The organism is Streptomyces sp. NPDC005728, from assembly GCF_040630895.1.
In the GTDB taxonomy this organism is placed as follows: Bacteria; Actinomycetota; Actinomycetes; order Streptomycetales; family Streptomycetaceae; genus Streptomyces.
The window spans coordinates 36229-58653 of record NZ_JBEXYL010000048.1; the positions used below are offsets into that span (position 1 = coordinate 36229).

21 protein-coding genes are annotated in these 22425 nt (G+C 71.7%); 15 read left to right on the forward strand and 6 right to left on the reverse strand.

Translation table 11 applies throughout. The features are described from left to right. The first annotated feature begins 139 nt into the window (after window positions 1–139). From lpdA to ABZ471_RS28240, 8 genes are all read left to right on the forward strand, one after another. Window positions 140–1528 carry a dihydrolipoyl dehydrogenase gene (gene lpdA, locus ABZ471_RS28205; protein WP_359070139.1) on the forward strand — a complete coding sequence of 463 codons (1389 nt, stop codon included), beginning with the start codon at window positions 140–142 and terminating at the stop codon, window positions 1526–1528. A gap of 63 nt (window positions 1529–1591) precedes the next feature. Beyond that, on the forward strand, window positions 1592–3349 hold the full coding sequence (gene sucB, locus ABZ471_RS28210) for a 2-oxoglutarate dehydrogenase, E2 component, dihydrolipoamide succinyltransferase (protein ID WP_359070141.1): 1758 nt from the start codon (window positions 1592–1594) through the stop codon (window positions 3347–3349). Between the two features lie 174 nt (window positions 3350–3523). Continuing rightward, window positions 3524–4147, forward strand: coding sequence for a GntR family transcriptional regulator (locus tag ABZ471_RS28215; protein WP_359070143.1), 624 nt, complete (start codon window positions 3524–3526; stop codon window positions 4145–4147). A 271-nt stretch (window positions 4148–4418) separates the two neighbouring features. Further along, window positions 4419–7121 carry a pyruvate dehydrogenase (acetyl-transferring), homodimeric type gene (gene aceE, locus ABZ471_RS28220; protein ID WP_359070144.1) on the forward strand — a complete coding sequence of 901 codons (2703 nt, stop codon included), beginning with the start codon at window positions 4419–4421 and terminating at the stop codon, window positions 7119–7121. 78 nt (window positions 7122–7199) lie between these two features. Beyond that, the gene (locus ABZ471_RS28225; protein WP_359070146.1) at window positions 7200–8183 is read left to right on the forward strand and encodes a WYL domain-containing protein; all 984 of its coding nucleotides are present in this window, start codon (window positions 7200–7202) and stop codon (window positions 8181–8183) included. Between the two features lie 69 nt (window positions 8184–8252). Then, on the forward strand, window positions 8253–8771 hold the full coding sequence (locus ABZ471_RS28230) for a DUF4240 domain-containing protein (RefSeq protein WP_359070190.1): 519 nt from the start codon (window positions 8253–8255) through the stop codon (window positions 8769–8771). Between the two features lie 304 nt (window positions 8772–9075). Continuing rightward, a complete protein-coding gene (locus tag ABZ471_RS28235) occupies window positions 9076–9930 on the forward strand; it encodes a helix-turn-helix transcriptional regulator (RefSeq protein WP_359070147.1) in 855 nt (284 codons plus the stop codon). A gap of 47 nt (window positions 9931–9977) precedes the next feature. Then, window positions 9978–10541, forward strand: coding sequence for a hypothetical protein (locus ABZ471_RS28240; RefSeq protein ID WP_359070148.1), 564 nt, complete (start codon window positions 9978–9980; stop codon window positions 10539–10541). A 362-nt stretch (window positions 10542–10903) separates the two neighbouring features. Here ABZ471_RS28240 and ABZ471_RS28245 read toward each other — a convergent pair whose 3' ends face one another. From ABZ471_RS28245 to ABZ471_RS28255, 3 genes are all read right to left on the reverse strand, one after another. Then, window positions 10904–11110: a DUF397 domain-containing protein gene (locus tag ABZ471_RS28245; RefSeq protein ID WP_359070150.1), complete on the reverse strand. Its 207-nt coding sequence runs from the start codon at window positions 11108–11110 to the stop codon at window positions 10904–10906. 257 nt (window positions 11111–11367) lie between these two features. Beyond that, window positions 11368–11586 (reverse strand): hypothetical protein, encoded by a 219-nt coding sequence (locus tag ABZ471_RS28250; RefSeq protein WP_359070152.1) that lies wholly within the window; start codon window positions 11584–11586, stop codon window positions 11368–11370. Window positions 11587–11650: 64 nt separating this feature from the next. Continuing rightward, a complete protein-coding gene (locus ABZ471_RS28255) occupies window positions 11651–12526 on the reverse strand; it encodes a peptidoglycan recognition protein (RefSeq protein WP_359070153.1) in 876 nt (291 codons plus the stop codon). A gap of 202 nt (window positions 12527–12728) precedes the next feature. On the opposite strand from ABZ471_RS28255, the gene ABZ471_RS28260 reads away from it, so the two are divergent. Next, a complete protein-coding gene (locus ABZ471_RS28260; RefSeq protein ID WP_359070154.1) occupies window positions 12729–13919 on the forward strand; it encodes a MarP family serine protease in 1191 nt (396 codons plus the stop codon). Window positions 13920–13961: 42 nt separating this feature from the next. On the opposite strand, the gene ABZ471_RS28265 is transcribed toward ABZ471_RS28260, so the two are convergent. Further along, the gene (locus ABZ471_RS28265) at window positions 13962–14447 is read right to left on the reverse strand and encodes a GNAT family N-acetyltransferase (protein ID WP_359070156.1); all 486 of its coding nucleotides are present in this window, start codon (window positions 14445–14447) and stop codon (window positions 13962–13964) included. A gap of 37 nt (window positions 14448–14484) precedes the next feature. On the opposite strand from ABZ471_RS28265, the gene ABZ471_RS28270 reads away from it, so the two are divergent. Both ABZ471_RS28270 and ABZ471_RS28275 read left to right on the forward strand, forming a co-directional pair. Continuing rightward, on the forward strand, window positions 14485–15378 hold the full coding sequence (locus tag ABZ471_RS28270; RefSeq protein WP_359070157.1) for a TIGR01777 family oxidoreductase: 894 nt from the start codon (window positions 14485–14487) through the stop codon (window positions 15376–15378). 214 nt (window positions 15379–15592) lie between these two features. Then, a complete protein-coding gene (locus ABZ471_RS28275; protein ID WP_359070159.1) occupies window positions 15593–16957 on the forward strand; it encodes an NAD(P)/FAD-dependent oxidoreductase in 1365 nt (454 codons plus the stop codon). Window positions 16958–17012: 55 nt separating this feature from the next. Here ABZ471_RS28275 and ABZ471_RS28280 read toward each other — a convergent pair whose 3' ends face one another. After that, complete coding sequence (locus ABZ471_RS28280; RefSeq protein ID WP_359070160.1) at window positions 17013–18479, reverse strand: regulator; 1467 nt, start codon at window positions 18477–18479, stop codon at window positions 17013–17015. Window positions 18480–18728: 249 nt separating this feature from the next. Between ABZ471_RS28280 and lipB the strand changes: the two genes are divergently transcribed. The 4 genes from lipB (at window position 18729) to ABZ471_RS28300 (ending at window position 21832) form a co-directional block, all read left to right on the forward strand. After that, window positions 18729–19526, forward strand: a complete 798-nt coding sequence (lipB, locus tag ABZ471_RS28285) for a lipoyl(octanoyl) transferase LipB (RefSeq protein ID WP_359070162.1) — start codon at window positions 18729–18731, stop codon at window positions 19524–19526. A gap of 121 nt (window positions 19527–19647) precedes the next feature. Beyond that, the gene (gene lipA, locus ABZ471_RS28290; protein ID WP_359070164.1) at window positions 19648–20613 is read left to right on the forward strand and encodes a lipoyl synthase; all 966 of its coding nucleotides are present in this window, start codon (window positions 19648–19650) and stop codon (window positions 20611–20613) included. Window positions 20614–20871: 258 nt separating this feature from the next. Continuing rightward, a complete protein-coding gene (locus tag ABZ471_RS28295) occupies window positions 20872–21069 on the forward strand; it encodes a hypothetical protein (protein ID WP_359070166.1) in 198 nt (65 codons plus the stop codon). 61 nt (window positions 21070–21130) lie between these two features. Then, window positions 21131–21832, forward strand: a complete 702-nt coding sequence (locus ABZ471_RS28300; RefSeq protein ID WP_359070168.1) for a DUF4191 domain-containing protein — start codon at window positions 21131–21133, stop codon at window positions 21830–21832. 97 nt (window positions 21833–21929) lie between these two features. Here ABZ471_RS28300 and ABZ471_RS28305 read toward each other — a convergent pair whose 3' ends face one another. Beyond that, window positions 21930–22397, reverse strand: a complete 468-nt coding sequence (locus tag ABZ471_RS28305; protein WP_359070169.1) for an RDD family protein — start codon at window positions 22395–22397, stop codon at window positions 21930–21932. Window positions 22398–22425: the final 28 nt, after the last annotated feature.

Here is a 22425-nt window from a genome sequence, read left to right on the forward strand (position 1 = left end):
TCCGCCTGGAACAAGTGCAAAGATGGAGCCCGGCAGGACAGGGCCCCCACCGAAGGGCCGAAGCATCAAGCGGCCGGACACCAGCCGCCTGCCGGTCATCGGAGACCGGCGTACGGCGCACATGCATGGAGGACGTGACGTGGCGAACGACGCCAGCACCGTTTTCGACCTAGTGATCCTCGGCGGTGGTAGCGGTGGTTACGCCGCGGCCCTGCGCGGGGCGCAGCTGGGCCTGGACGTCGCCCTGATCGAAAAGGACAAGGTCGGCGGGACCTGCCTGCACAAGGGGTGCATCCCCACCAAGGCCCTGCTGCACGCGGGCGAGGTCGCCGACCAGGCCCGCGAGAGCGAGCAGTTCGGTGTGAAGGCAAGCTTCGAGGGCATCGACGTCCCGGCCGTCCACAAGTACAAGGACGACGTGATCTCGGGCCTGTACAAGGGTCTGCAGGGCCTCATCGCCTCGCGGAAGGTCACCTACATCGAGGGTGAGGGCCGCCTGTCCTCCCCGACCTCCGTCGACGTGAACGGCCAGCGCATCCAGGGCCGCCACGTCCTGCTGGCGACCGGCTCCGTGCCGAAGTCGCTGCCGGGCCTGGAGATCGACGGCAACCGGATCATCTCCTCCGACCACGCCCTGGTCCTGGACCGCGTGCCGCAGTCCGCGATCATCCTGGGCGGCGGCGTCATCGGCGTCGAGTTCGCCTCCGCCTGGAAGTCCTTCGGCTCCGAGGTCACGGTCATCGAGGGCCTCAAGCACCTCGTCCCGGTCGAGGACGAGAACTCCTCCAAGCTTCTTGAGCGCGCGTTCCGCAAGCGTGGCATCAAGTTCAACCTGGGCACCTTCTTCCAGAAGGCCGAGTACACCCAGGACGGTGTCAAGGTCACCCTCGCCGACGGCAAGGAGTTCGAGGCCGAGGTCCTCCTCGTCGCCGTCGGCCGCGGCCCGGTCTCGCAGGGCCTGGGCTACGAGGAGCAGGGCGTCTCCATGGACCGCGGCTACGTCCTGGTCGACGAGTACATGCGGACGAACGTCCCGACCATCTCCGCCGTCGGTGACCTCGTCCCGACGCTCCAGCTCGCGCACGTCGGCTTCGCCGAGGGCATCCTGGTGGCGGAGCGTCTGGCCGGTCTGAAGGTCGTTCCGATCGACTACGACGGTGTTCCGCGGGTGACGTACTGCCACCCGGAGGTCGCCTCGGTCGGTATCACCGAGGCCAAGGCCAAGGAGGTCTACGGCGCGGACAAGGTCGTCTCGATCAAGTTCCCGCTCGGCGGCAACGGCAAGAGCCGGATCCTGAAGACCGCGGGCGAGATCAAGCTCGTCCAGGTCAAGGACGGTGCCGTGGTCGGCGTCCACATGGTCGGCGACCGCATGGGCGAGCAGGTCGGCGAGGCCCAGCTGATCTACAACTGGGAGGCGCTGCCGTCCGAGGTGGCCCAGCTCATCCACGCCCACCCGACGCAGAACGAGGCACTCGGCGAGGCGCACCTGGCGCTGGCCGGCAAGCCCCTCCACATGCACGACTGACGCCTTCCGTCTTCGGGCGCGACGACACAGACTTCCGCAATTTCGTAAGGAGCAACCGAAACCATGGCGGTTTCCGTAACCCTTCCGGCGCTCGGTGAGAGCGTCACCGAGGGCACTGTCACCCGCTGGCTGAAGGCCGAGGGCGAGCGCGTCGAGGCCGACGAGCCGCTGCTCGAGGTGTCGACCGACAAGGTCGACACCGAGATCCCCTCGCCCGCCGCCGGCGTGCTGGCCTCCATCAAGGTCGCCGAGGACGAGACCGTCGAGGTCGGCGCCGAGCTGGCCGTCATCGACGACGGCACGGGCGCGCCCGCTGCCGCTCCGGCCCCCGCGGCCGCCGAGGCTCCGGCCCCGGCCCCCGTCGCCGAGGCCCCCGCCGCTCCCGCCCCCGAGGCCGCCCCGGCCGCCCCCGCCGCTCCGGCCGGTGGCGCCCAGGGCACCGACGTGGTCCTGCCCGCGCTCGGTGAGTCCGTCACCGAGGGCACCGTCACCCGCTGGCTGAAGTCGGTCGGCGAGTCCGTCGAGGCCGACGAGCCGCTGCTCGAGGTCTCCACGGACAAGGTCGACACCGAGATCCCGGCGCCCGCGTCCGGCGTGCTGCTCGAGATCGTGGTCGCCGAGGACGAGACCGCCGAGGTCGGCGCCAAGCTCGCCGTCATCGGCGCCCCCGGTGCCGCCCCGGCCGCCGCTCCGGCTCCGGCCGCCCCGGCTCCGGCGCCCGCCGCCGCTGCCCCGGCCGCTCCGGCTGCCCCGGCCCCGGCTCCCGCCGCTCCGGCTCCGGCGCCCGCGCCGGTCGCCGCTGCCCCGGCTCCGGCGCCCGCTCCGGCCGCGCCGGCCCCGGTCACCGCGGCCCCGGCCGCTGCCGCCCCCGCCGCCGCCCAGGCGACCGACGAGGGCGCCTACGTCACCCCGCTGGTGCGCAAGCTCGCCGCCGAGAACGGCGTCGACCTGGCCACCGTCAAGGGCACCGGCGTCGGCGGCCGCATCCGCAAGCAGGACGTCCTCGCCGCCGCCGAGGCCGCGAAGGCCGCCGCCGCTGCCCCGGCTCCCGCCGCCGCTCCGGCCGCCGCCAGGAAGGCCCCGGCGCTCGAGGTCTCCCCGCTGCGCGGCCAGACCGTCAAGATGCCCCGCATCCGCAAGGTCATCGGCGACAACATGGTCAAGGCGCTGCACGAGCAGGCCCAGCTGTCGTCGGTCGTCGAGGTCGACGTCACCCGCCTGATGAAGCTGCGCGCCAAGGCGAAGGACTCCTTCGCGGCCCGTGAGGGCGTCAAGCTCTCCCCGATGCCGTTCTTCGTCAAGGCCGCCGCCCAGGCGCTGAAGGCCCACCCGGTCATCAACGCCCGGATCAACGAGGCCGAGGGCACGATCACCTACTTCGACGCCGAGAACATCGGTATCGCGGTGGACTCGGAGAAGGGCCTGATGACCCCGGTCATCAAGGGTGCGGGCGACCTGAACATCGCCGGTATCTCCAAGGCCACGGCCGACCTGGCGGGCAAGGTCCGCGCCAACAAGATCACCCCGGACGAGCTGTCCGGCGCGACCTTCACCATCTCCAACACCGGCTCGCGCGGCGCGCTGTTCGACACGATCATCGTGCCGCCGAACCAGGTCGCGATCCTCGGCATCGGTGCCACGGTCAAGCGTCCGGCCGTCATCGAGACCGAGGAGGGCACGGTCATCGGCGTTCGCGACATGACCTACCTGACCCTCTCCTACGACCACCGCCTGGTCGACGGCGCCGACGCGGCCCGTTATCTGACGGCGGTCAAGGCGATCCTGGAGGCGGGCGAGTTCGAGGTCGAGCTGGGCCTGTAATCGCCGCTCGGTGCAGCACGTCGGTGCCCCCGCCCGGAACTTCCGGGCGGGGGCACCGACGTTTTCGGGCGCCGTGTAAGCCTCGTCTCACCTGCACGAAAGCACCCCCTGCACCCCTCCCAAACCGCTGCACGGCCTTATTGTCTAAACGTCAGCCCTCCCGAAGGAGCCTTCATGACCGCGCCCGTCGTCCACTCGCTGCGCGAACAGATCCGCGAGCACATCGTGGAGGGAATCGTCAGCGGGCGCTGGCAGCCGGGCGAGCGCATCGTGGAGCGGCGGATCGCCACCGAGCTGGAGGTCAGCCAGACCCCGGTCCGGGAGGCACTGCGCGAGCTGGAGTCCCTCCGTCTGATCGAGTCGGCCCCGAACAAGGGCGTACGGGTGCGGAACCTGACGGCGGCCGACCTGGAGGAGAGCTACCCCGTCCGAGCCGGCCTGGAGGCCATCGCGGCGGAGCTGGCGGCAGAACGCCTCGCCGAGGACTGCTCGGCCCTGGAGCCGCACGTCCTGGCCCTGTACGAGGCCGACCGCAACGCGGACGGCACGGCCCAGGTCCGCCACACCGTCGGTTTCCACCGCGAGCTGGTCCGCGCGGCGGACAACTCGGTCCTGCTGCACACCTGGGAGGGCCTGGGCATCGAGGTCTTCACGGCCCTGTCGATCCGCTGGCTGGGCACGGTCCAGCAGTCGTACGCGGAGGAGCACGAGGAGCTGGTGCAGGCCTTCAAGCGCCGGGATCCCCGCATCGCCGAGCTGGTGAAGGCCCACGTCCTGGGCTGCGCGCCGCGCGCCTGACGCAGTCGAGCGCCCCCACGCTCACCTGGGGAAACAGCTCGAAAACTGATCGAAAACACGGCACCGCGTGCCCGCCCGAAAGGCACCCGGTGCCTACTTTCTCGTAATCGAGAAGTTTTGCCCCTCAACCCTTTGATCGATCATCGATCAGGGAGTTACAGTCGCCGACGGACTTCCACCGAAGTCCGCCTGCCCTGTCCTGCCAAAGACCAAGGGCACCCCCGAACCCTTACCGATGAGGGAACCCCCTTCGACTGAGGAAGGCGGCGACATGACCGACCCCCACGCCATCCAGCCGAGCGCGCTCGACCAGCTCCCCGACCGCGACCCCGAGGAGACCGCCGAATGGCAGGCCTCCCTGGACGCCGTCGCCAGGGAGGCCGGGCCGCACCGCGCCGCATACCTGATGCGCCGCACGCTGGAGCGCGCCGAGGCGGGCGGCATCGCGCTGCCGAAGCTCCTCGAGACCGACTACGTCAACACCATCCCCACCTCCGCCGAGCCGGCCCTGCCCGGTGACCCGGAGATGGAGGCCCGGATCACCGCCTGGAACCGCTGGAACGCGGCCGCCATGGTGACCCGCGGATCGAAGTACGGCGTCGGCGGCCACATCGCCACCTTCGCCTCCGCGGCCTGGCTCTACGAGACGGGCTTCAACCACTTCTTCCGGGGCAAGGAGGCCGACGGGTCCGGCGACCAGCTCTACATCCAGGGCCACGCCTCCCCCGGCATCTACGCCCGCGCCTTCCTGGACGGCCGGCTGAACGAGGGCCACCTCGACAACTTCCGCCAGGAGTCCGGCGGCAACGGCCTGCCCTCGTACCCGCACCCGCGCCGTCTGCCCTGGCTGTGGGAGTTCCCGACGGTGTCGATGGGCCTCGGCCCGCTCTCCGCGATCTACCAGGCGCGCTTCAACCGCTATCTCACCAACCGCGCCATCAAGGACGTCTCCGCCTCGCACGTGTGGGCGTTCCTCGGCGACGGCGAGATGGACGAGCCGGAGTCGACGGCGGCCCTCGCGCTCGCCGCCCGTGAGGAGCTGGACAACCTCACCTTCGTCATCAACTGCAACCTGCAGCGCCTCGACGGCCCGGTCCGCGCCAACTTCAAGATCGTGCAGGAGCTGGAGGCCCAGTTCCGCGGCGCCGGCTGGAACGTCATCAAGACCCTGTGGGGCTCGGCCTGGGACGAGCTGTTCCAGCTCGACACCACCGGCGCGCTCGTACGCCGCCTGCGCGAGGTACCGGACGCGCAGATCCAGACGTACCAGACCCGCGACGCCGCCTACATCCGCGCCGACTTCTTCGGCAAGGACCCGGCGCTCGCCGAGATGGCGAAGCTGCTGAGCGACGACAAGATCCTCGAGATCTTCCACCTCTCGCGCGGTGGTCACGAGGCCCGCAAGGTCTACGCCGCGTACAAGGCCGCCGTCGAGCACAAGGGTGCGCCGACCGTGATCCTGGCCCAGACGGTCAAGGGCCACACCCTCGGCGAGGGCTTCGCGTCGAAGAACGCCAACCACCAGATGAAGAAGCTGACGGTGGACGAGTTCAAGACGATGCGGGACCTGCTGGACCTGCCGATCAAGGACAGCGACTTCGTCGACGGCGTGGTGCCCTACGGCCACCCGGGCGCCGACTCCCCCGAGGTCCGCTACCTCCAGGAGCGCCGCGCGGCCCTCGGTGGCCCGGCCCCGGCCCGCCGTACGCACGCGCCGGCCCCGCTGCCCGCCCCCGCCGAGAAGGCCTTCGCCTCCTTCGACAAGGGCTCCGGCTCGCAGAACGTCGCCACCACCATGGCGTTCGTCCGCCTGGTCAAGGACCTGGTCCGCGACAAGGAGACGGGCAAGCGCTGGGTGCCGATCGTCCCCGACGAGGCGCGCACCTTCGGTATGGAGTCGCTCTTCCCGTCGCTCGGGATCTACTCCCCCAAGGGCCAGACGTACGAGCCGGTCGACCGCGACCAGCTGATGTACTACAAGGAGGCCAAGAACGGCCAGATCCTCAACGAGGGGATCACCGAGGCCGGTTCGATGGCCGACTTCATCGCCGCGTCCACCGCGTACGCCACGCACGGCGAAGCGATGATCCCGTTCTACATCTTCTACTCGATGTTCGGCTGGCAGCGCACGGCCGACCAGATGTGGCAGCTCGGCGACCAGCTCGGCCGCGGCTTCCTCGTCGGCGCGACGGCGGGCCGTACGACCCTGACGGGCGAGGGCCTCCAGCACGCCGACGGCCACTCCCCCGTGATCGCTGCGACCAACCCGGCCGCGCTCACCTACGACCCCGCCTTCGCCTACGAGGTCGCGGTCGTCGTCCGTGAGGGTCTGCGCCGGATGTACGGGGAGGCCAAGCCGGGCGAGGACCAGAACGTCTTCTACTACCTGACGGTCTACAACGAGCCGCTGCCGCAGCCGGCCAAGCCGGCCGGGCTCGGCATCGACGAGGGCATCGTCAAGGGCCTGTACCGCTTCAACACGGCGGAGTCCGCGGGCGTCACCGCACCGGCCAACGCCCCGCGCATCCAGCTGCTGGGCTCCGGTACGGCGATCCACTGGGCCCTTCAGGCGCAGCAGCTGCTCGCCGAGGAGTGGGGCGTGGCCGCCGACGTGTGGTCCGCGACCTCCTGGTCGGAGCTGCGCCGCGACGCGATGGAGGCCGACGCGGCCCTGCTGCGCGGCGAGGAGCGTGTGCCGTACGTCCGCCAGGCGCTCCAGGGCGCCGAGGGCCCGGTCCTGGCCGTCTCCGACTACATGCGCCAGGTCCCGGACCAGATCGCGCAGTGGGTCGAGCAGGACTGGTCCTCGCTGGGCGCCGACGGCTTCGGCCTCTCCGACACCCGCGAGGCGGCCCGCCGCCACTTCGGCGTCGACGCCCAGTCGATCGTCGTGGCGGCCCTGGCCCAGCTCGCCCGCCGCGGCGAGGTCAAGGCGACGGCGGTGAAGGAGGCCCGGGAGAAGTACGGGCTGTAGTCTCCGAGGTCCTGTGGGAAGGGGTACGGCTGCTGCCGTACCCCTTCCTTGTCAGTGGCCCCCTGCATCATGGACGGCATGCGTGCCGCCCGGCTCATCAAGATGGTGCTCCTCCTCCAGTCCCGGCCCTCCATGACCGCCGCCGAGCTGGCCCGGGAGCTGGAGGTGTCGGAGCGGACGGTCACGCGGGACGCGCAGGCACTGTCGGAGGCGGGGGTGCCGGTGTACGCCGACCGGGGGCGGGCCGGGGGGTACCGGCTGATCGGCGGGTACCGGACGCGGCTGACGGGGCTGGCGCGCAGTGAGGCCGAGGCCCTGTTCCTGAGCGGGGTGCCGGGGGCGCTCAGGGAGATGGGTCTGGAGGACGTCGCCTCCGCCGCCCGGCTGAAGGTCTCCGCCGCGCTGCTGCCCTCGCTGCGGGACGCCCCGGACAGTGCCGCCCAGCGGTTCCATCTGGACGCGCCGGCGTGGTTCCGGGAGCCGGAGGCACCCGCGCCGCTGCCCGTGATCGCCGAGGCGGTGTGGGAGGACCGGCGGATCGGTGCCGTCTACCGGCGCGGGGAAGCGGCCGTGGAGCGGGAGCTGGAGCCGTACGGCCTCGTGCTGAAGGCGGGCGTCTGGTACCTGTGCGCGCGGGTGGCCGACGGCGGTGCCTTCCGGACGTACCGGATCGACCGGTTCGACGCCGTCGAGGCCCGCGCCGAGCGCTTCAGCCGTGATCCGGAGTTCGACCTGCCGGGCCACTGGGCCGAGCAGGCCGAGCGGTTCGCCCGGTCGATCCTGCGCGCCGAGGTCGTCGTACGGCTCTCCCCGGACGGCGTGCGCAGGCTGCCGTACACCGTCGACCCGCTCTCCGCGCGCGAGGCGCTGGGCAGCGCGGGCGCGCCGGACGCCGAGGGGTGGCTGACGGTGACCGTGCCGGTGGAGTCGGAGGAGGTCGCGCACACCCAGCTGACGGCGCTGGGTCCGGAGGCCGAGGTGCTGGCGCCGGCGGGTCTGCGCGAGCGGTTCGCGGCGGACGCAGCCGCCCTCGCGGCGCGGTACGGGCACGGGAACGTCTGATAACGATCCGCAGCACTCCGCCGCACTCCGCGTGCGTCCCACCGGCTCAGGCCCGATGCTGGTGCCGTGATGGACGAGACGGAGTTCTGGGAGCTGATCGACACCACCCGCGAGGCCGCCGAGGGCGACCCCGAGGAGCAGGCAGACCTGCTCGTGGACCGGCTGCTCCAGCTGGACCCGGAGATGGTCCTGGACTTCGCACGTCACTTCGAGGCCCGCTACAGCCGTGCCTATCACTGGGACCTGTGGGGTGCCGCCTGGGTGCTGCTGGACGGGGCCAGCGACGACGCGTTCGACTACTTCCGGTGCTGGCTGATCGGTCAGGGCCGGGAGGTCTTCGAGGGCGCCCTGCACGCCCCGGACTCCCTGGCCGAGCTGCTGGAGGACTTCGACGAGGAGATCGACGGAGACGGCGAGGAGCTGGGCTACGCGGCGGACGAGGCGTACGAGCAGCTCACGGGCACCGTCGCCCCGGACCTCGGGATCGCGCCGGCGCCCGCCGAACCCGAGGGCACCCCGATCGACTTCGAGAACGCAGCGGTCCTCGCCGAGCTTTACCCCAAACTTTCGACACGTTTCAAGGGCTGATTCCGCCACCGGATTCGACCGAAAACGTTCCATCACGCCCGCCGACCCGCCCCTCCACGCCCTGAGCTGCGGATTCACCCGCACCCCCGGCTTCTTGCGCCCCACTGGACACACCGTCAGAAACCGTGCGCCAGGGGCGTGTTCCACGTTTTCCGTGCGCCGGGGGTAGGCTGAGCGCAATCCGTCAGGGCAGCCAGGTGGCAAGCGTCCGGGAGCAGGTTGCCACCTGGCAGACTGCCACCCGGCAATCTGCCAAGTGGCGGCTCGAAGCTCATCCTCGACAAAGAATCGGGACCGCGAGGAGATGGCATCGAAAGACCCGGCTCTGGAACGGCGCAGGGTGCGTCTGGCCCTGCGCAACTACCGCAATGACGCGCACATCAGCCAGCCCGAGGTGGCCGAGCGCCTGGCGTGGTCACCCTCGAAGGTCATCCGGATCGAGGGCGGCTCGGTCGGCGTGTCCGTGACCGACCTGCGCGCCCTCCTCGATCTCTACGGCGTGACGGACGAGACCATCCGCCGGGACCTGGAGCAGGCCACCCGGGAGAGCCGACGGCCGCCGTGGTGGAGCGCCTACCGGGAGGTGGTGAGCGCCCCGTTCGCCGTGTACCTCGGCCTGGAGAGCGCGGCGAGCGAACTGTCCGCCTACGACCCCACGTTCGTCCCCGGCCTGCTGCAGACCGAGGACTACACCCGTGCCCTGCTGGAGGACGGTCAGCGCCCGGCCGAGAAGACCGACGCGATCGTCCAGCTGCGCGCCGAGCGGCAGCGGCGCCTGCTCCAGCAGGCGGCCGAGCCGCGGCTGCGGTTCCTGGTCGACGAGGCGGCGCTGCGCCGTTGGGTCGGCGGACCGGCCGTGATGCGCGAGCAGTTGGAGCGGCTGAGGTCGGCCGCCCGCGTCCCGCACGTGGAGCTGAGTGTGGTGCCCTTCACGCTGGGCGCGCACCCGGTGCTGCGCAGCGGCTCGATCGCGCTGACGTTCCGCAACGACGACGACGTCCTCTTCGTGGAGGGCCCGAGCGGCGCGCTGACGACCCGGGACGACCAGGAGGCCGTCGACGGGTACCTGGCGAGGTTCGAGGAGTCCCACGGGAAGGCCGTGTCCGGCGACGACGCGATCGGCTTCATCGACGCGGTGCTGGCCCAGTACCCGTCCTAGCAGTTCCACCGCACTGGAGACAGTCGGGCAGAGATCGGAGAGGGCCCGTGGCGGGTGTCTTCACCTGGATACGGCAGTGGCTGGCGGGCAACGGTGCCGACCCGGACACGTCCGCGCCGGAACCGGAGGACGAGCCGGAGGCCGCGCCGGAACCCGAGGACCAGCCGGAGACCGCGCTGGAACCGGTCCGGCAGACCGCGATCGTCCCGGGCGACGGGGACGTCCGCCCGCCTCGGGAGATACTCCCGGAGCGGGCCACCACGGACAACGACGTGCGGATCTTCTTCCTCTACGCGATCCTCGGCTCGGACCAGGGGCAGAAGCGGTTCCTCAAGCTCCTGGGGGGCCTGGCGGTCATCGCCGTGGTGCTGTGCGTGGCCGTTCCGCTCGTGACCATCGCCGTCCACGCCCTGGTCCAGCAGATCGCCCCGGGGTCCGCGCCGTCCCCCGGCACCATGAAGTGGAGTGTGAGCGGACTCGCCGGCGTCACCGCGTACTTCTGGGGCCGACGGCGAATACGCGCCTGGTTCAGCAACCGCTCCCAGAACCCCGCTGCTCCGGAGCCCGGAACCGCCCCGCCAGCTCAGGAAAGTGACGCGCAGCAGCCGTAGTGCCCCGGTCGAGCAGCACCCCCGCGAGTCCCGCCATCACCGCGCCGGACACGGCCCAGACCCAGGGCCGCAGCGCCGGCGTCACCGCCAGGGAGAGCAGAACGCCCACCAGCGTCGCCGTACCCCCCGAAACCACGAAGCCGACGACCAGCAGAACGGCCAGCAGCAGAACCGATCTGCCCCGCGGCCGGTCCGCATTCCCCGCGGGAAGCGACGTCTTGGCGGATTCCCCCATCTCGCCCCCAGGCAACCGAAGTGGACTCTGATGGTGATGCGGATGTCGTCTCACTGCTGGGCCCAATCGAACCACAGCCACCCCCCGTGCCTGTCCTCGCTCTGCTCCCATGGCCGGAAGTCGCCTCTCATGCCGGCCCTTCCAGGGTTCTACCGCATAACGCGCGCAGAAATTCCTTCCAGGCCGGAGCCTCGAAGGCGATGACATGCCCGTCCGGACGATGCGACACACGCACCCGAACTCCCCCGTCCGTCAGGGCGACTTCCACGCACTCGTACGGGTCGCAAGCACTGCTTTTGCGCCAGCCGCGTGCGAGCAGGTCACCGTCGCCCACCCTGACTCCCTCTCACCCCACGGTCGACGACCGTACGGCCCGAGGCTGCCCCATGCCTGGAAACCCCCGTATTTCCCGCTTTCGGCAATGCGCACGCACCGTATCGCACGCGCGCGGAGCCCCGCAGGATGACGGCGGGAGTGGCCAGTGCGCGGCACAACCCGACCGCCGGTCACTCACTCCTGCCTCACTTTTGCCCTAAAAGGTTAGGCTCCCCGAAGTCCTGCGCCAAGTTGCAAACAAGCCCGATTGCCTTGTCACGCAAGGGACTTGGCGTTCTCCTGTTCCGACGCGTGCAGGGGCGGCGCGGCGTTGGCCCGGTCGAGCGCGGAGGCCGTCGCGGCGGCAGGCCCGACCACGACCGCCGCGACGACGCAGACGACGGTCCAGGGGCGGCGCACCGCCCGGGTCCACACGGAGGCCGCCGGCCCGGACTGCCGCGCCTGCTCGTCCTGCTGCTGCGTACGACCGTTCATCGTCTCCCCGCCTCCAGTCGGCGCACCTCCCGCCGGTGCGTGCCTCGACGGTAGGGCCGTGACCTCAGGGGGTGCGGTGAGCCGCCTGTGGCGTTGCTGTGCGCGCGGGACCGGCCGCCGCCCGGCCCTGCAGCCGGGCCGCGGTCCGCCGGATCTCCGGGAGCCGCGCGGTCAGGGCGGCGCCGGGGCAGCTGGTCCTGAAGCCCTCGTTGTGGCCGGCCACCGCGGGCAGGGCGGCGGTGCTGCCGGCCTTGTAGCGGCTGAGGCCGTTGCTGGAGACCAGGCGGGTGCCGGAGCGCGGGTCGATGTCGGCGAGGCCGAGTTTCCAGGCGGTGAGGGCGGCGATCGCATCGGTCATGGCCTGCGGGACGGGGACGCCGGCGGTGAAGGTGCCGAGGGCGGCGATGCCGGTGCTGCGGTGGTTGAAGCCCTGGGTGTGGGCGCCGGTGACGGGCCGGTCGACGCCTCCGGCGCGGCCCTCGTAGATGGTGCCGCAGCGGTCGACGAGGAAGTTGTACCCGATGTCGTCCCAGGCGCGGGGGCCGGTCTGGCCCGCGTACAGGCCGCGGATGATGCGGGGCGCGTCGGTGCAGGCGTACTGGTTGGGCGAGTCGGTGTGGTGGACGAAGACGGCGACCACCTTGTCGTCGTAGCGCGGGGGCGGCTGGGTGTGCCCGGCGGCGGTGCGGTCCAGCCAGGCGGAGCGGGGCACGATGCGTGGCCGGACGGCCTGGTGGGCCGCCTGGGGCCGGACCGCGCCGGGCTGGGCGAGGCGCACCGACACGGGGCGCTCGGCGCCGCGGGCGCACAGGACCAGCGCGAGAAGGGCGGCCAGGCCGGGCAGGCACCCCAGCAGCACCCGTACCGTGCCCGGGATCCGCACGGCCCGCCGCTGCCGCGCTCCCCGTGATCTTCGGAAGACACGCGTGAAGACAGGCATAGGGACACTGTCGGACCGCCTCATGCGGCTCGCGATGTGTGCTGTGCCACCCGGTGGAACCATCGTCCTGGTGGAGGACGTTTCTGGGGATATACGCACACGTGGCCGGTGCGCCGTCCGGTGACCGTGCACGCTGCACGCGTGACTGATCATCGGACCCGTCCCGCGCGTATGAGAAGGGGTCCGAGAGAAAGGCGGCTCCGTGGACCTGCTCGACCTGCTGCTTGCGCTGGTGATCCTCGTCTACGCGGCGTCCGGTTACCGGCGCGGGCTGGTCGCCGGTTGTGTGTCCCTGGCCGGGTTCGTGGGCGGCGCGGTCGTCGGTGTGTGGGTACTGCCGTGGGTGGCCGGTCTGGCGGCGCGCGGGTCGGCCACGGCGACCGTGCTGGCCGTGCTGACGGTGCTGGTCCCGGGCATGGTGGGGCACGAGCTGGCGGGCCGGCTGGCGCTGCGGCTGCGGCGGGAGCTGGACCGGGAGGGCCGGGGTCCGCTGCGGGTGGCGGACGGAGTGGGGGGCGCGGCGGCCAACTCGGTCGCCGTGCTGATCGTGGCCTGGGTCGCGGCGAGCGTGCTGGGCGCGTCCTCGTCGCAGACGCTGACGACGGCGATACGGAACTCGACGCTGCTGGGAGCGGTGCAGCAGACGATGCCGGCGACGACCCCGGTGTGGTTCTCGCGGGCGACGTCCGCGCTGACCGAGGCAGGGTTCCCGCAGGTCTTCAACCCGTTCGAGAACGAGTCGACGGCCCAGGTGCCGAGACCCACGGGCGACAGCGTCACTCCGGCCGCGAGCGACGCGGCCAAGCGGAGCACGGTGAAGATCGAGGGCGCCGCCGGCACCGAGGGCCGCGAGGGCAGCGGCTTCGTGTACGGGGCGCGGCATGTGATGACGAACGCCCACGTGGTGGCGGGCATCGACCGGCCGAGCGTGCGGGTGGGCGGGGTCGGGCAGTCGTACGAGGCCCGGGTGGTGCTCTTCGATCCCGACCGGGACGTGGCGGTGCTGTACGTGCCGGAGCTGCGCGCCCCGGTGCTGCGGTTCGACCAGAGCGCCGCGCGCGGCGACTCGGCGGTGGTCGCGGGCTACCCCCAGGACGGGAACCTGAACCTGCAGGCGGCGACGGTGGCCAACCAGGTGCGGGCGACCGGCCAGAACATCTACAACGACCAGACGGTCACCCGGGAGATCTACTCGATCCGCTCGACGGTGCGGCCGGGCAACTCCGGCGGCCCGCTGCTGACCACCGACGGCCGGGTGTTCGGCATGGTCTTCGCCCGCTCCACCTCGGACGCCGAGACGGGGTACGTACTGACGGCGGACGAGGTGGCGGGCGATGCCGGCCGTGCCGCCTCGGCGACCGCGGCGGTGGACACGGGCGAGCTCACGTCGTAGGGGGGCGGGGCACGGTCCAGGGGGACGGCGGGCCCGGTGTGCTCAGAGGGCGCGCCCCATGAGCACGTCGTCGACGTACTTCCCCTCGATCAGGAACTCCTCCGGCAGCACTCCCTCGATCACGAAGCCCTCGGCCTCGTACAGCCTGCGGGCGGGGGTGTTGTGCCCGAGCACGCGCAGGGTGATGCGGCGCGCGCCGCGCCTGCGCGCCTCCTGCACCGCGGCCCGGACCAGCGCGCGGCCGACGCCGTGGCCGCGGGCCGCGTCGGAGACGACCAGGCCCTGGATCTGGCGGACGTGCGCGCTCGGGAGCAACGGGCTCAGGACGAGCCGGATGTAGCCGGCGATGTGCCCCTCCAGTTCGGCGACGAGGTAGTCCTGCGGCAGATGGCGCTCGTCGAAGAAGGGCGGGTACGGCGGTCGCGGTGCCGGCAGGACGGCGTGCAGCGGGGACCAGGCGGCCCGGTCGAGGAGGGCCAGCTCCTGCTCGTCCGCGGGCAGGGCGATGCGTATGTGCGGCTGCGGCATGACGGCCACCTTAGGCGTGACGGGGAAGGATGGGCCCATGGAACGTTTGCGAATCGCTGTGGCCGGTGCGTCCGGTCTCATCGGCAGCGCGCTGGTGCGGTCCCTGACCGCGGACGGGCACGAGGTGGTGCGTCTGGTCCGCCGTGCGCCCCGGGACGGGAGCGAGGTCCGCTGGGACCCCGAGCGGCAGCAGGTGGACGCGGCCGGGCTGGCCGGCTGCGACGCGGTGGTCAATCTCGCCGGGGCGGGGATCGGCGACCGGCGCTGGACGCCGGAGTACAAGCGGCTGATCCGGGACAGCCGGGTGCTCGGCACGGCGGCGCTGGCGGAGGCGGTGGCCGCGCTGGACACACCGCCGCGGGTCTTCGTGAACGGCAGCGCGATGGGCATCTACGGCGACACGGGCGACCGGGCGGTGGACGAGGACGCGCCGCCCGGGGACGGTTTCCTGCCGTCGCTGTGCGTGGAGTGGGAGGAAGCGGCGGCGCCCGTGCAGGAGGCGGGCGTACGGACGGTGTTCGTGCGCACAGGGCTGGTGGTCGCGCGGGACGGCGGGGCCTGGGGGCGGCTGTTCCCGCTGTTCAGGGCGGGGCTCGGGGGGCGCATGGGCGACGGCCGGCAGTACTGGTCGTACATCGCGCTGCACGACGAGGTCGCCGCGATCCGGTATCTCATCGACCACGAGTCGCTGTCCGGGCCGTTCAACCTGACAGCGCCCCGGCCGCTGACGAACCGTGAGATCACGAAAGCGATGGGGCGGGTGCTGCACCGGCCGACGCCGTTCGCCGTGCCGGCGCCGGTGCTGCGGGCGGTGCTGGGCGAGATGGCCGGGGATGTGCTGGGCAGCCAGCGGGTGCTGCCGAAGCGGCTGCTGGAGTCCGGGTTCACGTTCGCGTTCCCGGGTATCGAGGATGCGATCCGTGCGGCCTGACCTGACATCAGGAAGTTTTTTGAGATCTCCTGGGATCTCCTGCGACCTCCTGCGACCTCTTGTGACCGTATGCGACCGCCGTGCGACCGTGCCCTGTTGATGCGCGACTGTTCCTGACCGATCACGGCCCTAACCTCGAGCCGAACTCGGGTATCTCTGGAGCCAGTTGGGGGCATGACGTCTCCACCGGCCGCGCAACCACAGGAGGGGCCTCGTGCTTGAGCCCACGAACCAGGTGGACGTCGTCATCGTGGGAGCCGGCATCGCCGGACTCTCGGCGGCCCATCGGCTCACCAGCGCAGGAGTAACGACCGCAGTCCTGGAGGCCGCCCCTTACGTGGGCGGCCGCATGTCGACCGAGAAGGTCGACGGCTTCCGGCTCGACCGCATCGGACAGTTGCTGTCCACGTCCTATCCCGAACTCCGCCGCACCCCGGGGCTCGGCTCGCTCACCCTGCGCCGCTTCGCACCCGGCGTACTGCTGCACCGCGACGGACGCACACACCGCGCGGGCGCTCCGGCGGCCGGAGGGAGCGCAAGGGGCGCACTCCATGTGGTGCGCGCCCTGGCGAGCGCCCCCAGGGTCTCGTCGGCCGTGCCGGGCCGGTCCGGTGCGCCGCTCGGCGGCGCCGTCGACCAGGCCCGCCTCGGCACCGCCCTCGGCCGGATCGCGGCCACTCCCGTGGACCGCCTGCTGTCCCGGCCCGAACTGCCCGCCGCGCAGGCCCTCGCGGCCCGCGGGGTGCCCGCGCGGACGATCGAGGGCTTCCTGCGTCCGCTGCTCGCGGCGCTGCTGTGCGACCCGGAGCTGACCACGTCCAGCCGGTGCGCCGACCTTGCGCTGCACTCCTTCGCGAGCGGCCGGCTGTGCGTGCCGGAGGGCGGTGCGGAGGTGCTGCCGGAGCTGCTGGCCGGCACGCTGCCGCCCGGCACCGTGCGCACCGGGGTGCGGGTCACCTCCGTGTCCACGACCTCGGTGAGCACGGCCGAGCACGGTGAGATCCGCTGCCGTGCGGTGCTGCTGGCGACCGACGCGCGCGCCGCGGCGGAGCTGCTGCCGGGCCTCAGGGTGCCGGACTTCCATCCGGTGACGGTCGTTCACCACACCACGGACGACCCGGCGGCCGCCTTCACGACGGGTACGTCGCTGCTGCTGGACGCCGACCGCGGCGGGCCGGTCGCGCACACGGCGGTGCTCAGCAACGTGGACCCGGGCCGTGCGCCGGCGGGCCGTGTACTGATCTCGTCGACGGTCCTGGGCACCCCGCCCGACGGCATCGACACCGCCGTCCGCATCCACCTCTCCCGGCTCTACGGCACCTCGACGCGCCGCTGGGAGACGCTCGCCGTGCACCACACCCCGGAGGCGATACCGGCCATGCGCCCCCCGCACGACCTGCGCCGCCCGGTACGCCTCCTGGCCGGCCTCTACGTCTGCGGCGACCACCGGGACACGAGCACCGTCCAGGGGGCGCTGCACTCGGCCCACCGGGCCGCGGCGGCGGTCCTCTCCGACCTGGGGGCGGCGGGCTCGATGCACAGGGCCGACCCGGCGCCCACGCTGCCGCGGGCCGCGTGAGAGGACCGGCCGGGTCCACCCCGGGCCGCGGCCGGTCCCGTGTCCTGTGTCCCGTTCAGCTCAACGCGGCCACCTTCTCGCGGTAACCCCGTACCGGTGCCGCGTCCTTGTAGGGCTCCAGACGCCGCTCGAAGTCCTTGACGTACTCGATCGCGCGCACGGACCGCATCTCCACCGCCTGGCCTGCGGCCTCCGCGGCCAGTGCGCAGGCCTGGTCGAGTTCACCGAGGCCGAGCCGGGCGGTGGCGAGGACGACCCGGCAGAACAGGCGGCTGCGGGCGTAGGAGGGGGCGCGGAGCTGGAGGGAGCGTTCCGCGTGCTGCGCGGCCGCACGGAACTGCTGCAGATCGCGGTGGCAGTGCCCCAACTCGTCGGCGAGTTGCGCCTCGTCGAAGAAGCGGGCCCAGTACGGCACCTCGTCCCCGGGCCGGGCCGCCTCCAGGGCGCGCTCGGCCCGCACCAGCGCCCCGGTGCACGCCCGCACCTCCCCGAGCACCCCGTGCGCGCGGGCCTCGGAGGCGTGCAGCAGCGCCTGCACGACCGGCGGCCCGCCCGTGCCCGCCCCCTGCTGCGCCACCCGCGCCAGCTGCACCGCCTCCCTGCCGTGCCCGAGGTAGACGGCCTGGCGGCTCATGGTGACCAGCACGAAGGAGCCGTAGGCCCGGTCACCGGCCGCCTGGGCCAGCCGCAGGGCCTGCACGAAGTAGCGCTGGGCGAGTCCGTGCGCGGCGATGTCGTACGACGTCCAGCCCGCGAGCCGGGTGAGGTCGGCGGCCGCGGCGAACAGGCGGCGGCCGGTCTGCTCGTCGTACGTGCCGCGCAGCATCGGCTCGCACTCGTGCTCCAGGTAGCGCACGAGGGCCTGCCGGGCGTGGCCGCCGCCGTAGGCGTCGTCCAGGGTGCGGAACAGCTCGCCGACCGAGCGCAGCGCGGCGATGTCACCGCCGGTGACCCGGTGGCCGGGGGCACGGGCGGCGTGTCCGCGCGGCCGGGGCGGGGCCGGTACGGCGTCCGTCCGGTCCTTGGCGGGGCCGGGGCGGCCCTGGGCGGGCACCCGGGGCACCGGCTCGCGGGCCACCTTGTCGTCGGGCTTGCCGATCAGCCAGTCCCGGCTGGGCACGACGAGCCCCGCCGGGGTGAAGGCGATCTTGCGCAGCTCGACGTGGCTGCCGGAGTCCTTGCGCCACAGCCCGCCGACGATGTCGACGGCCTCCTCGGGGGTGGCCGCGAACTCCAGCCCGGCGTACACCGGCGCACAAGCGTCCAGGCCGAGATCCTGGGCCGTGAGCCGGCGCCCGAGCCGGCGCGTGAAGACCTCGGCGATCAGTGCGGGCGTCGTACCCCGGGGCTGCTGGCCACGCAGCCAGCGGGTGACCGACGTCTTGTCGTATCTGAGGTCCAGCCCGTGCTCCAGACCGAGCTGGTCGACGCGACGGGCCAGACCCGCGTTGGAGAACCCCGCCTCTGCGATGAGCGTGGCGAGCTGGCGGTTGGGGGTGCGCTGCGCGGGTCGGTCCGTCATCTGCGGTGCGGTCTCCTGCCTTCCGGTGCCTTCCGGTGCTCCTGAAGTGCCCGGATTGCCTGTGAGCAGCCCTTATGGCCTCTTGGACGGCGTGAATGTAGCGGAGAGTGAGCGGACGATCGCACATTTCTCTGTACATTCATCCGATCGTGTGAGGATTGCCCGCAGGGCTGACGCGCGCCGGTCGGACGTACAGTGGCGTGGGCGCGTTACAGGCCTGACACCGGTTCGCTGAGGGAGGCGCTTGCCGTGAGTGAGTTGCGGTTCGTCCGCATGGGGTTCGGCGCGGATGCCGTCGATTACCAGGAGGCGTGGGACGAGCAGCGCCGGGTGCACGCGGCCCGGTTCGCCGACGAGGTCCCCGACACCGTGATCCTCCTGGAACACCCCCCGGTGTACACCGCGGGCCGTCGCACCGAGGACAGCGAGCGCCCGCTCGACGGCACCCCGGTCGTCGACGTGGACCGCGGCGGCAAGATCACCTGGCACGGCCCGGGCCAGCTCGTGGGCTACCCGATCCAGAAGCTGCCCCGCCCGGTGGACGTGGTCGCCCACGTGCGCCGCCTCGAAGAGGCGCTCATCCGCACCTGCGCCGAGTTCGGCCTGGAGACCAGCCGGGTCGAGGGCCGCAGCGGCGTGTGGGTGCTCGGCGACCCGGTCGAGCAGCGGCCGGCGCTCGGCGGGCTCTCCCTCGACTTCGACCCGCGGCTGAACGACGACGAGTTCGACCCCCGCCTCAACGGCCCGGAGTACGCCCCCTCCAACGCCGGCCAGCGCCGCGAGGACCGCAAGATCGCCGCGATCGGCATCCGTGTCGCCAAGGGCGTCACGATGCACGGCTTCGCGCTCAACGTGAACCCGGACAACAAGTGGTTCGACCGGATCATCCCGTGCGGGATCCGGGACGCCGGGGTGGCCTCCCTCGCGGGCGAGCTGGGCCGGGACGTCACCATCGAGGAGGTCCTGCCGGTGGTCGAGAGGCACCTGCGGGACGTGCTGGAGGGCGCGGACCTGAAGCCGCGTGTGATCGAGAAGGCATCCGCCTGATCAGGGGAATGCGCCCTGCGGCCGCGAGGTTGGCCTCACCGGTAGGGCTCAGTTAGCACGGGCGTACGCTGGTGTGCGCCGACGAATCGAAGACTACTCAAGCAATTAGCAGGGAGCCGACGTGTCCGCAGTCGCACCCGACGGACGCAAGATGCTGCGCCTGGAGGTCCGCAACAGCCAGACCCCCATCGAGCGCAAGCCCGAGTGGATCAAGACCCGGGCGAAAATGGGTCCCGAGTACACGAAGATGCAGAGCCTCGTGAAGAGCGAGGGCCTGCACACGGTCTGCCAGGAAGCCGGCTGCCCGAACATCTACGAGTGCTGGGAGGACCGCGAGGCGACCTTCCTCATCGGCGGCGACCAGTGCACCCGGCGCTGCGACTTCTGCCAGATCGACACGGGCAAGCCCGAGGCCCTGGACCGGGACGAGCCGCGCCGCGTCGGCGAGTCCGTGGTCACCATGGACCTGAACTACGCCACGATCACCGGCGTCGCCCGTGACGACCTGGAGGACGGCGGCGCCTGGCTGTACGCCGAGACCGTGCGCCAGATCCACCAGCAGACCGCGGAGCGCGAGAGCGGCCGGACGAAGGTGGAGCTGCTGGCTCCGGACTTCAACGCGGTCCCCGAGCAGCTCGCCGAGGTCTTCTCCTCCCGCCCCGAGGTCTTCGCCCACAACGTCGAGACCGTGCCGCGGATCTTCAAGCGGATCCGCCCCGGCTTCCGCTACGAGCGCTCGCTGAAGGTCATCACCGAGGCCCGCGACTACGGCCTGGTCACCAAGTCCAACCTCATCCTCGGCATGGGCGAGACCCGCGAGGAGGTCAGCGAGGCGCTCAAGCAGCTGCACGACGCCGGCTGCGAGCTGGTCACCATCACCCAGTACCTGCGTCCCTCCGTGCGCCACCACCCGGTGGAGCGCTGGGTCAAGCCGCAGGAGTTCGTGGAGCTGAAGGAGGAGGCCGAGCAGATCGGCTTCTCCGGCGTGATGTCCGGCCCGCTGGTCCGCTCCTCGTACCGCGCCGGCCGCCTGTACCAGATGGCGATCGAGAAGCGTGGTGCGTACATCGCCTCCCAGGCGGTGTGAACGGCGAGCACGGCGGACACCCTGTGTGAACAGCGCGTGTGAATTCGCGCACAAGTGACTACCGGCCAGTAATGGCCGACTTGACGCGGCCCTGACCGTCCTCGCTGATGAGGACACCGTCAGGGCCGCGTCAGTGTTTCGGTGCTCTGTATCAAGGCTTCATTGGTGTTTGACCGGTCGGTCACGCCCTGGTAACACCAATCAGTGACTCTGCTATCACGCCTCGTACACCACCCGTCCCGAGGGGGGACCTCGATCATGCAGGCCGCGCCCGTCCGCGCCACCGCCATCCCGTCCTTCACCGACGCTCTCCGCGCCGTCGAGTCCCTGCTCATGAGCGGCGGCCAGCGCACCGCCCGCCGCAACGCCTGGACCTCCGTGCTGGAGGACCGCCGCCGTGCCAAGGACCGGGTCGAGGCGCAGCGCGTGCTCGACCAGGCCGCCACCCGCCCCTGAACCCCTCCCCCACCCGGCACTGCCGTCGTGGGCACTCCCGGGGCCACGTAGACTTCGTGGCATGGCGAGGAAGGAACCCGCGGCGGACGCCGCGAACGCAGGGCGACTGAAGCAGATCGCTCTCACTTACAAGATGACCCGCAAGGCCGACAAGAAGATCGGCCTTGTACTCGCGGCCGTCGGCATCGGCACCTTCGGTGTCTTCCTCGCGATCGGCTTCTTGATCGGCCACCAGTACCTTGCGGGCATCCTGGGCCTGCTGCTCGGCTTGCTGGCGGCGGCGATCGTGTTCGGCCGCCGGGCCGAACGGGCCGCCTTCGGGCAGATGGAGGGCCAGCCGGGCGCCGCAGCGGCCGTACTGGACAACATCGGCCGGGGCTGGACGACGACTCCGGCGGTGGCGATGAACCGCAGCCAGGACGTGGTGCACCGCGCGGTCGGCAAGGCCGGCATCGTGCTGGTCGCCGAGGGCAACCCGAACCGGGTGAAGAGCCTGCTGGCCGCCGAGAAGAAGAAGATGAACCGTATCGTCGCGGACGTGCCGGTGCACGACGTGATCGTCGGCACGGGCGAGGGCCAGGTCGAGCTGAAGAAGCTGCGCACGACCATGCTGAAGCTCCCGCGCGTGCTGGCCGGCCCCCAGGTGACCGCCACCAACGACCGGTTGCGCGCCATGGGCGACCTGATGAGCAACATGCCGCTGCCGAAGGGCCCGATGCCCAAGGGCATGCGGATGCCGAAGGGCGGCCCGAAGGCCCGCTAGTCCTCCTCGTGGAGACGCGTACGACGAAGGGGGGCGCCCGGAGTGATCCGGGCGCCCCCCTTCGTCGTACGCGTGCCAGGCGTTCGTCGTACGCGTGCTAGGCGCGGACCTCGACCGTCTTCGCGAGCCGGTCGTGGAGGCCACGGCCGTCCCGGTCCCAGATCAGGGCGGGGAGCGCGAGGCACAGCAGGACCGTGCGCAGCAGGGAGCGCAGCGGGTTGACCGTGCCGGTCTCCAGGGCCACGACCCGGAGGCCGAAGAGGCGCTTGCCCGGGGTGAAGCCGATCGTGCCGACGGTGAGGGCGCTCATCACCAGGAAGATGAGCAGGGCCCAGTTGCTGGTGGCCGGGCTGTAGCCGTGCGTGATCAGGCCGTATGCGATCAACACGCACAGAGCCCAGTCGACGGCCAGCGCCCCGAGACGCCTGCCGGGCCGTGCGATCGAGTTCGGTCCCTCCTCCGGGAGGCCGAGCTGCTCGCCCCGGTATCCGAAGTCGGCACCGGCTTCTTCCAAGGCCGCTCGCGGCCCGGAAAGCCACGATCCCATTGCTTTCCTGTTGTCCACCCGTCCACGGTACTGCGCCCGGATTCCG